Origin of the sequence: Pseudomonas cyclaminis (assembly GCF_015163715.1) — a bacterium.
GTDB lineage: Bacteria > Pseudomonadota > Gammaproteobacteria > Pseudomonadales > Pseudomonadaceae > Aquipseudomonas > Aquipseudomonas cyclaminis.
Window position 1 is genome coordinate 1 of record NZ_JADDUM010000273.1, and the last position, 7,236, is coordinate 7,236.

A 7,236-nucleotide genomic window follows, 5' to 3' on the forward strand; every position below is an offset into this window, starting at 1 on the left:
CAGCGCGTAGCTGATGCTCAGCAGGCCGAATAGGCAGCGACCCAGGGGCAGGTGCTTGAGTGCGCCGAGCCAGCAGAGCATCGACAACGCACTAGGCGGCAGATCGCCAGGCTCACCACGCCAAGCGCCCGGATCAATCCGGGCGTGAGCCATTCGTTGGGCAGCGGCAAGCGCGTCATGCTCCAGCGCATGCCCAACTGGGCGGCACTGACCAGGCCGACACTGCCCAGGGCCAGGGCGAAGCCTTGAGCGCGGCTCATACCTGGCGCCCCAGCAGCACGACGCCGCCAATCACCAGCAGCACACCCAGCCAGTGACGACGGTCGATGGTTTCATGGAACACAAACCGCGCCACCAGGGTGACCAGCACGAAATTCAGGCTGAGCATGGGGTAGGCGATACCGACTTCAAGGCGCTGCAATACCAGCAGCCACACCAGCAGTCCCAGGCCCAGGCACACCAGCGCCGCCCACAGCCACGGTGAGCGCAGTTTCAGCGCCCAGCCGTCGGGCTGGTCGCGCCAGCCTTCTACAGCAAATTTCTGTGAAACCTGGCCCATACAGGTGAGCAGACAGGCCACCAGTAACAACAGCAGGGTGATCACGGCGCCACCTGCGGGAAGATCAGAATCACGAGATTGCCTTGCTCATAGCGCTGACCGTCAGTGGGCAGCAATGCAACTTCGGCAATTTCATCGTCACCTTTAACGCGCATCACCACACCCACCGCCCCTTTTTTGCGGGCGTCGCTCATCCACTGCTGGACTTGCCGGGTATCCACCTTGTGATGGCCTGCATCCGGATAAGCGAGGCCGTACTTCACTTCGCCGATTGTGTTGTAGAGCGTCACGTCCGGCCGCTGCAAGCGCCACGACAGCGCCGAGGCCGCCCCCAGGTCATTGCTCAGCAACGCGGTGGCCGGTTGCAGTTCCTGCAGGTGATCGATGATGAATTGATCCGGCGTCTTGTTGTAGACCACCGAATGCGGCAGTGCGGCCGGCAGCAGGGCAACCATCAGCCAGCTGCCGAGCGCCGGTGCCGCCCACAGGTGCAGCGGCGTACGGCCTGCAACAGGTTGACGATGATCCAACTGAACAGAAAGGCAAACACCAGCACCAGGCCGAGGGTTTCCTCGCCGTGTTCGTACACCGGCTTTTTCAGTTGAAACCACGTCAGCGCCACTAATACCGCGACGCCAATCACCAGATTCAGCCAGCCGTTGATCCGCAGCACACGGCCACGGCCGGCAGCGAGTTTGTCCGCCAGGGTCGAGCCCATCAGCAGGGCCAGGGGCAGCAGACACGGCATGATGTAGGACGGCAGCTTGCCTTTGGCCAGGCTGAAGAACGCCAACGGCATCAGCAGCCACAGCAGCACGAAGCCGATTTTTGCACTGCGCTTGTCCTGCCACGCCTGCTTGAGCGTTGACGGCAGCAGGGCCACCCAAGGCAGGCAGAACGCGACCAGCAGCGGCAGGTAATACCAGAACGGCTCGGCGTGCTGGGCATCGTCGCCGGCAAAGCGCTGGATATGCTCGTGCCAGAAGAAGAAATTCCAGTAGTCCGGCTCTTGCAGGTGCACGGCCAGCGCCCAGGGCAGGCTGACCACAATCGCCACCACCACGGCAACCAGGCCGAACTTGAGTAACTCGCCAAAGCGTTTCTGCCAGATCGCGTAGGGCAGGGCGATCAACACCGGCAACAGCCACGCCAGAAAGCCCTTGGTCATAAAGCCCATGCCACAGGCAAAGCCCAGCAACGCCCAGGAGCCCAGGCGGCCATTACGGGTGGTGCTGTCGAAGCAGAACCACAGGGCCACGCCGGTCAGGTTGACCCAGAAGGTGAACTGCGGGTCGAGGTTGGCATACCCGCCCAATGCCGCGATGCTGACAAAGCTCATGTACAGCACGCTGCTGACCAGGCTCTTGTGCGGGTCATTCCACAGCCGACGCGACACCAGGTACACCAGCAGGATGCTCAGGCCGGTGCTCAGGGCCGAGGCGAAGCGAACGCCAAACAGGTTCTGCCCGAAGATCGCCTGGCCCAGCGCGATCATCCAATACCCGGCGGCCGGTTTTTCAAAGTAACGAATGCCCATGAAGTGCGGCGACGCCCACTTGCCGGTCAGCAGCATTTCCTGGCTGATCTGCGCATAGCGGGTTTCATCCGGAATCCACAGGCCATGGGTGGCCAGCGGCAGCAGGTAAAACACGCCGAATGCCAGCAGGAGCAGGGGCAGGGCCCAGCGTCGGATCATGCCTGCTGTACTCCCAGCCAACCTTCGCGGCCGCTCAAGGCGCCGCGTACCAACTGTTGCTGGGGCAGGGTGGTCACGTCCGCAGGCAACAAATCGCCCAGGGGTTTGAAGTGGATGCCGCGCTGCCCAGCCTGGGCAAGCAACTGGCGAAAGTCATTGGCCATCAGAATCCCTTCTACTTCTGCGTGGATTGTGTAGACGTTGAGCTTCGGCTCGGCAAACCGGTCGAGGATAAACCCATTGAAATCGTTGGCAGCCACCACCGGCCCGACGACTTCGTCGAAGGTCGGCAGGTCCACCGGAATTTGTGGGGTGCCCGCGCTGCCATCGGCCAAGGTCGGTCGAAACAGGCTGGTACCCCGGCAATCGCTGTTATAGCGAAAGTTGAAACCTTGCTTGGCTTGCACCACGCGCTCATCGGCACGCCAACCGGCGGCCGCCGAGCAATCGACGCGTTCACCCAAGATGTCGCTCAGGGTGTCGACGCCACGCCGGATCTGCTCGACCAACTGTGCCTCGCTCCAACGCCCGGTATTGGCCTGCCAGCCGTGGTGATCCCAGGCGTGCAGGCGACTTCATGCCCCGCAGCCTTGGCCTGGCGCATCAGGTGCCCCAGGTCACGGCCAATCGGCTTGCCTGGCCAGGCGGTGCCGGCCAGCAGAATATCCAGGCCATACAGGCCAACGGCGTTGGAACGCAGCATCTTCCACAGGAATTGCGGGCGGATCAGGCGCCACAAATGGCGCCCCATGTTGTCCGGCCCGACACTGAAGAAGAACGTCGCCTTGACCCCGGCTTCATCCAGGGTTTCGAGCAGCTGCGGCACACCGTCACGGGTGCCACGGTAGGTGTCGACGTCAATGCGCAAGCCAGCCTTCATTACTTTTTGTCCGCGATTTCGAGCATGGCTTCACGCAGGAAGAAATCCAGGGTGTTGCCGATGGTTTCGCTCATTTCCACGGTCGGCTCCCAGTTCAGCAGGCGCTTGGCGTTTTCGATGCTTGGCTTGCGGTGTGCCACGTCCTGGTAACCGGTGCCGTAGAACGCCTTGCTCTCGACGTCGCGGAAACCGGCGAACGGCGGGAAGTTGCCGCGCAGCGGGTGAGCTTCGAACTGACGCAGCAGCTCTTCGCCCAACTGGCGGATGCTGGCTTCGTTTTCCGGGTTGCCGATGTTGATGATCTGGCCGTTGCACGCATCGTTGTCGTTATCAATGATGCGGGCCAGGGCTTCGATGCCGTCGGCGATGTCAGTGAAGCAGCGCTTCTGCTCGCCGCCGTCGAACAGGCGGATCGGCGTGCCTTCCACCAGGTTCAGGATCAGTTGGGTGATTGCACGGGAGCTGCCGATACGCGCCGAATCCAGGCGGTCGAGGCGCGGGCCCATCCAGTTGAACGGACGGAACAGGGTGAAGTTCAGGCCCTTGGCGCCGTAGGCCCAGATCACGCGGTCCAGCAGTTGCTTGGAGACCGAGTAGATCCAGCGCTGTTTGTTGACCGGGCCGACCACCAGGTTGGAGGTGTCTTCGTCGAAGTACTGGTCCTGGCACATGCCATAGACTTCAGAGGTCGACGGGAAGATCACGCGCTTGTTGTACTTGACGCAGTAGCGCACCAGCTTGAGGTTTTCTTCGAAATCCAGTTCGAACACGCGCAACGGGTTGCGGGTGTATTCGATTGGCGTGGCGATGGCCACCAGCGGCAGGACCACGTCGCACTTCTTGATGTGGTACTCGATCCACTCGGTGTGGATGCTGATGTCGCCTTCCACGTAATGGAAGTTGGGGTGGCTGCGCAGGCGCTCGATAGCATCGGAGCCGATGTCCAGGCCGTAGACTTCGTAACGGTCGTCACGCAGCAGGCGCTCGGACAGGTGGTTACCGATAAAGCCGTTAACGCCCAGGATCAGTACGCGGGTGCGGCGCGGCGTGCGGCCGGACTCGGCGCCGCGCAGCACGGAACCGTCCACCAGGCCCAGTTCGTTGGCCAGTGAAGGACCGGCCAGGTACAGGCCGTTGTCGTTGCGCTGGCCGAACTTGACCTCCAGGGAGTCTTCACCGCAGGCAATGCGCAGCGGGTTCACGCTGATCACGCGCCCGGCGCCAGGCCTTCATTGCCCTTGATCACGTCGGCTTGCCACACGATCAGCTTGTGCTCGCCCACGGCGCAGAAGGCGCCCGGATACGGTTGGGTCACGGCGCGAACCAGGTTGAACAGGCTTTCAGCCGGTTGTTTCCAATCCAGCTTGCCGTCTGCCGCGGTGCGGCGACCGAAGTAAGTGGCTTGGCTCTCATCCTGTGCGGTTTCGGTCAGCTTGCCTTGGGCCAGTTGCGGCAAGGCATCGCGCAGCAGGTTGCTGGCAGCTTCACGCAGCTTGGCGTGCAGAGTCAGGCCGGTGTCGCTGCGATCAATGGTGACTTTCTGTTGGGCGAGTATCGCGCCGGCATCGGCACGCTTGACCATGCGGTGCAGGGTCACGCCGGTTTCGGTCTCGCCATTGACCAACACCCAGTTGGCCGGAGCGCGACCACGGTACTTGGGCAGCAGCGAGCCGTGCAGGTTGAATGCGCCTTTGCTGGCAGTCGCCAGCAGCGGCTCGCTCAGCAGGTTGCGGTAGTAGAAAGAGAAAATGTAATCCGGGTTCAGCTTGGCGATACGCTCAATCCACAAGGGGTGGTTGGCATCTTCCGGGGCATGTACCGGGATGCCGTTGCGGGCGCACAGTTGGGCCACGGAGCCGTAGAAGTTGTTTTCCTTGGGGTCGTCGGCATGGGTAAACACGGCAGCAATTTCGTAGCCGGTATTGAGCAGCGCTTCAATGCCTGCACAACCAATATCGTGGTACGCGAATACAACAGCTTTTGAACTCATGACTGGACCTGATCGGCAGAAGTGGAAGTATGGGAAGACGCCAGGCCGTCAACGACGACCACGGGAGCCGGTGCTGCCGGTTGGTTGCGCAGCACTTTTTCGATAAAGAAGCGGGGGCGCGCACGCACGTCGCTGTACATGCGGCCCAGGTATTCACCCAGGAGGCCCATGCCAATGAACTGGCCACCGGTGAACACGAACAGCACTGCGAACAGCACGAACAGGCCGTCGCCCGCCCAGTCGGCACCGAAGGCCAGGCGCAGGACGATCAGCGCGAGGGCGAACAGCATGCCCAGCGCCGCCAGGCTGAAGCCGACAATGGACAGCAGGCGCAACGGGGTGGTGGTCATGCAGGTCAGCAGGTCGAACATCAGGCTGATCAGGCGCATGGCGCTGTATTTGGACTCGCCGTGTTCACGCTCGGCGTGGTGCACCAGGATTTCGGTGGTGTGACGGGCGAAACCGTTGGCCAGGATCGGAATAAAAGTGCTGCGCTCACGGCAGGCGAGCATGGCATCGACGATGGTGCGGCGGTAGGCGCGCAGCATGCAGCCGTAGTCCGTCATGGCCACGCCGGTGGAGCGCTGCACGGCCAGGTTGATCAGGCGTGACGGCCAGCGGCGAAAGGCCGAGTCCTGGCGGTTGTTGCGCACGGTGGCCACCACGTCGTAGCCGAGGGCGGCTTGTTCCACCAGGCGCGGGATTTCTTCGGGTGGGTTCTGCAGGTCGGCGTCGAGGGTAATCACCACTTCGCCCCGGCATTGCTCGAAACCGGCCATGATCGCTGCATGCTGGCCGTAGTTGCGGTTGAGTATCACGGCCACCACGTTGCTGCCGTCTTCAGCAGCAGCGTCTTCGAGCAGTTGGGCAGAATTGTCACGGCTACCGTCATCCACCAGGATGATTTCGTATTCGTAGGCCAGTTGCTTGCAGGCTGCGGTGGTGCGACGCAGCAATTCGGGCAGGCTTTCTTCTTCGTTGTAGACCGGGATAACGATCGACACGCAATGAATAGGGTAGGGTTTCAAAGAATCATGACCTCGGGGTAAGTGCAACTTGGCGCGTGAAAACAGCAGCAATCATTGGGCGAACAGGCAGCCCGCTGATAAAAAGGCGGCGCTAAAGGTGAAGCATAATCAATAGGTTAGTCGGTAAAACGCGGATTGCCATTAAGTGTTGTGTTTAAGATTAAGCGTAAAAATGTTGAACAGATATGAAAGGCAGATGAAAAACTCGTTTATTTGACAGGCAGACAGCTAGGGTTCAGCTAGCCAGCCAAGGCTGTGAGTGGCGATATAGGAACTGTCCGCAAGGCTTTTGGTTCAGCGTGGCTGAGCACAATTCACGGCGGAATTTTATTCAACAATCTTCTCTGCAATACCCCCCAAGTGCCGGTAAAGTAAGCGCTCTCTTGCCAGGGTGAACGGATGAATAGCGTGCAGCTTTTACGCGGCCAGTTGCGGCCGGTATTGATGGGGTTGTTGATGAGCGTGGCGTGTGTCGCGACCGTACGCGCCGATGAAGGCGTAGCGCTGACCAGCATCGATCAGGTGCCGGATGGCGTGGAAGTGCGTGGCAAGCAGATCGCCGCCTATACCTGGGACGACCGCCAGGGCAAAAACCTGCTGGTGCTGGCTGAACAAGTCAGTGAGCGGGACGATGACGGCACCCAGTCGGCCTTTGTGTATGCCGCTCAGTACCTGATCGACGGCAACCGCCCCAAGCGCGTGTGGATGCTCTATGACGATGTGCAGCATTGTGAGTTCGACGCCTCACTGCGCTTCGACCAGGGTGCGACCAAGGTCACCGACCTGTCTGGCGATGGCATCACCCAGGCCACCGTGGGCTATTCACGCACCTGCACCAGCGACGTCAGCCCCAATGAGTTCAAGCTGATCATGCATGTGGGCAAATCGCAGAAGTACCGTTTGCGCGGTGTCGACCGCTACGGCGCGGCCTGGTGGGATGAAGAGGCCGGGGCGCTGCGTGGCATGCCGCTGCCCAAGGATTGCAGCATCGCCGGGCAACAGGCGCTGGTCAGCCAGTACAAGGAGCAGGGCACCGAATTGCCATTGCCGGGCTGCTATGGCGATGAGAAGGATTTCGCCAAG

General features: G+C 61.2%; 3 protein-coding genes and 4 pseudogenes. 1 reads left to right on the plus strand and 6 read right to left on the minus strand.

The features are described 5' to 3' along the window. From IQK56_RS27935 to arnC, 6 genes and pseudogenes are all read right to left on the minus strand, one after another. Positions 1 to 260 (minus strand): annotated as a pseudogene (locus IQK56_RS27935) (DMT family transporter); the annotation flags it as partial. Then, entirely contained in the window at positions 257 to 604 is a 348-nt protein-coding gene (gene arnE / locus IQK56_RS27940; protein ID WP_193862516.1) for a 4-amino-4-deoxy-L-arabinose-phosphoundecaprenol flippase subunit ArnE, read from the minus strand. The pseudogene IQK56_RS27935 and the gene arnE, both read right to left, overlap by 4 nt. Beyond that, positions 601 to 2,255 (minus strand): annotated as a pseudogene (arnT, locus tag IQK56_RS27945) (lipid IV(A) 4-amino-4-deoxy-L-arabinosyltransferase). The gene arnE and the pseudogene arnT overlap by 4 nt, the downstream one beginning before the upstream one ends. Continuing rightward, positions 2,252 to 3,135, minus strand: a pseudogene (gene arnD, locus IQK56_RS27950) (4-deoxy-4-formamido-L-arabinose-phosphoundecaprenol deformylase). The pseudogenes arnT and arnD overlap by 4 nt, the downstream one beginning before the upstream one ends. Further along, positions 3,135 to 5,125, minus strand: a pseudogene (gene arnA, locus IQK56_RS27955) (bifunctional UDP-4-amino-4-deoxy-L-arabinose formyltransferase/UDP-glucuronic acid oxidase ArnA). Before arnA ends, arnD begins: the two co-directional pseudogenes overlap by 1 nt. Further along, positions 5,122 to 6,153 carry an undecaprenyl-phosphate 4-deoxy-4-formamido-L-arabinose transferase gene (gene arnC, locus IQK56_RS27960; protein ID WP_193862518.1) on the minus strand — a complete coding sequence of 344 codons (1,032 nt, stop codon included), beginning with the start codon at positions 6,151 to 6,153 and terminating at the stop codon, positions 5,122 to 5,124. Before arnC ends, arnA begins: the two are co-directional and overlap by 4 nt. A 399-nt stretch (positions 6,154 to 6,552) precedes the next feature. Here arnC and IQK56_RS27965 point away from each other — a divergent pair. Continuing rightward, a partial coding sequence (locus IQK56_RS27965) for a M949_RS01915 family surface polysaccharide biosynthesis protein (protein ID WP_193901901.1) occupies positions 6,553 to 7,236 on the plus strand: 684 nt, incomplete at its 3' end.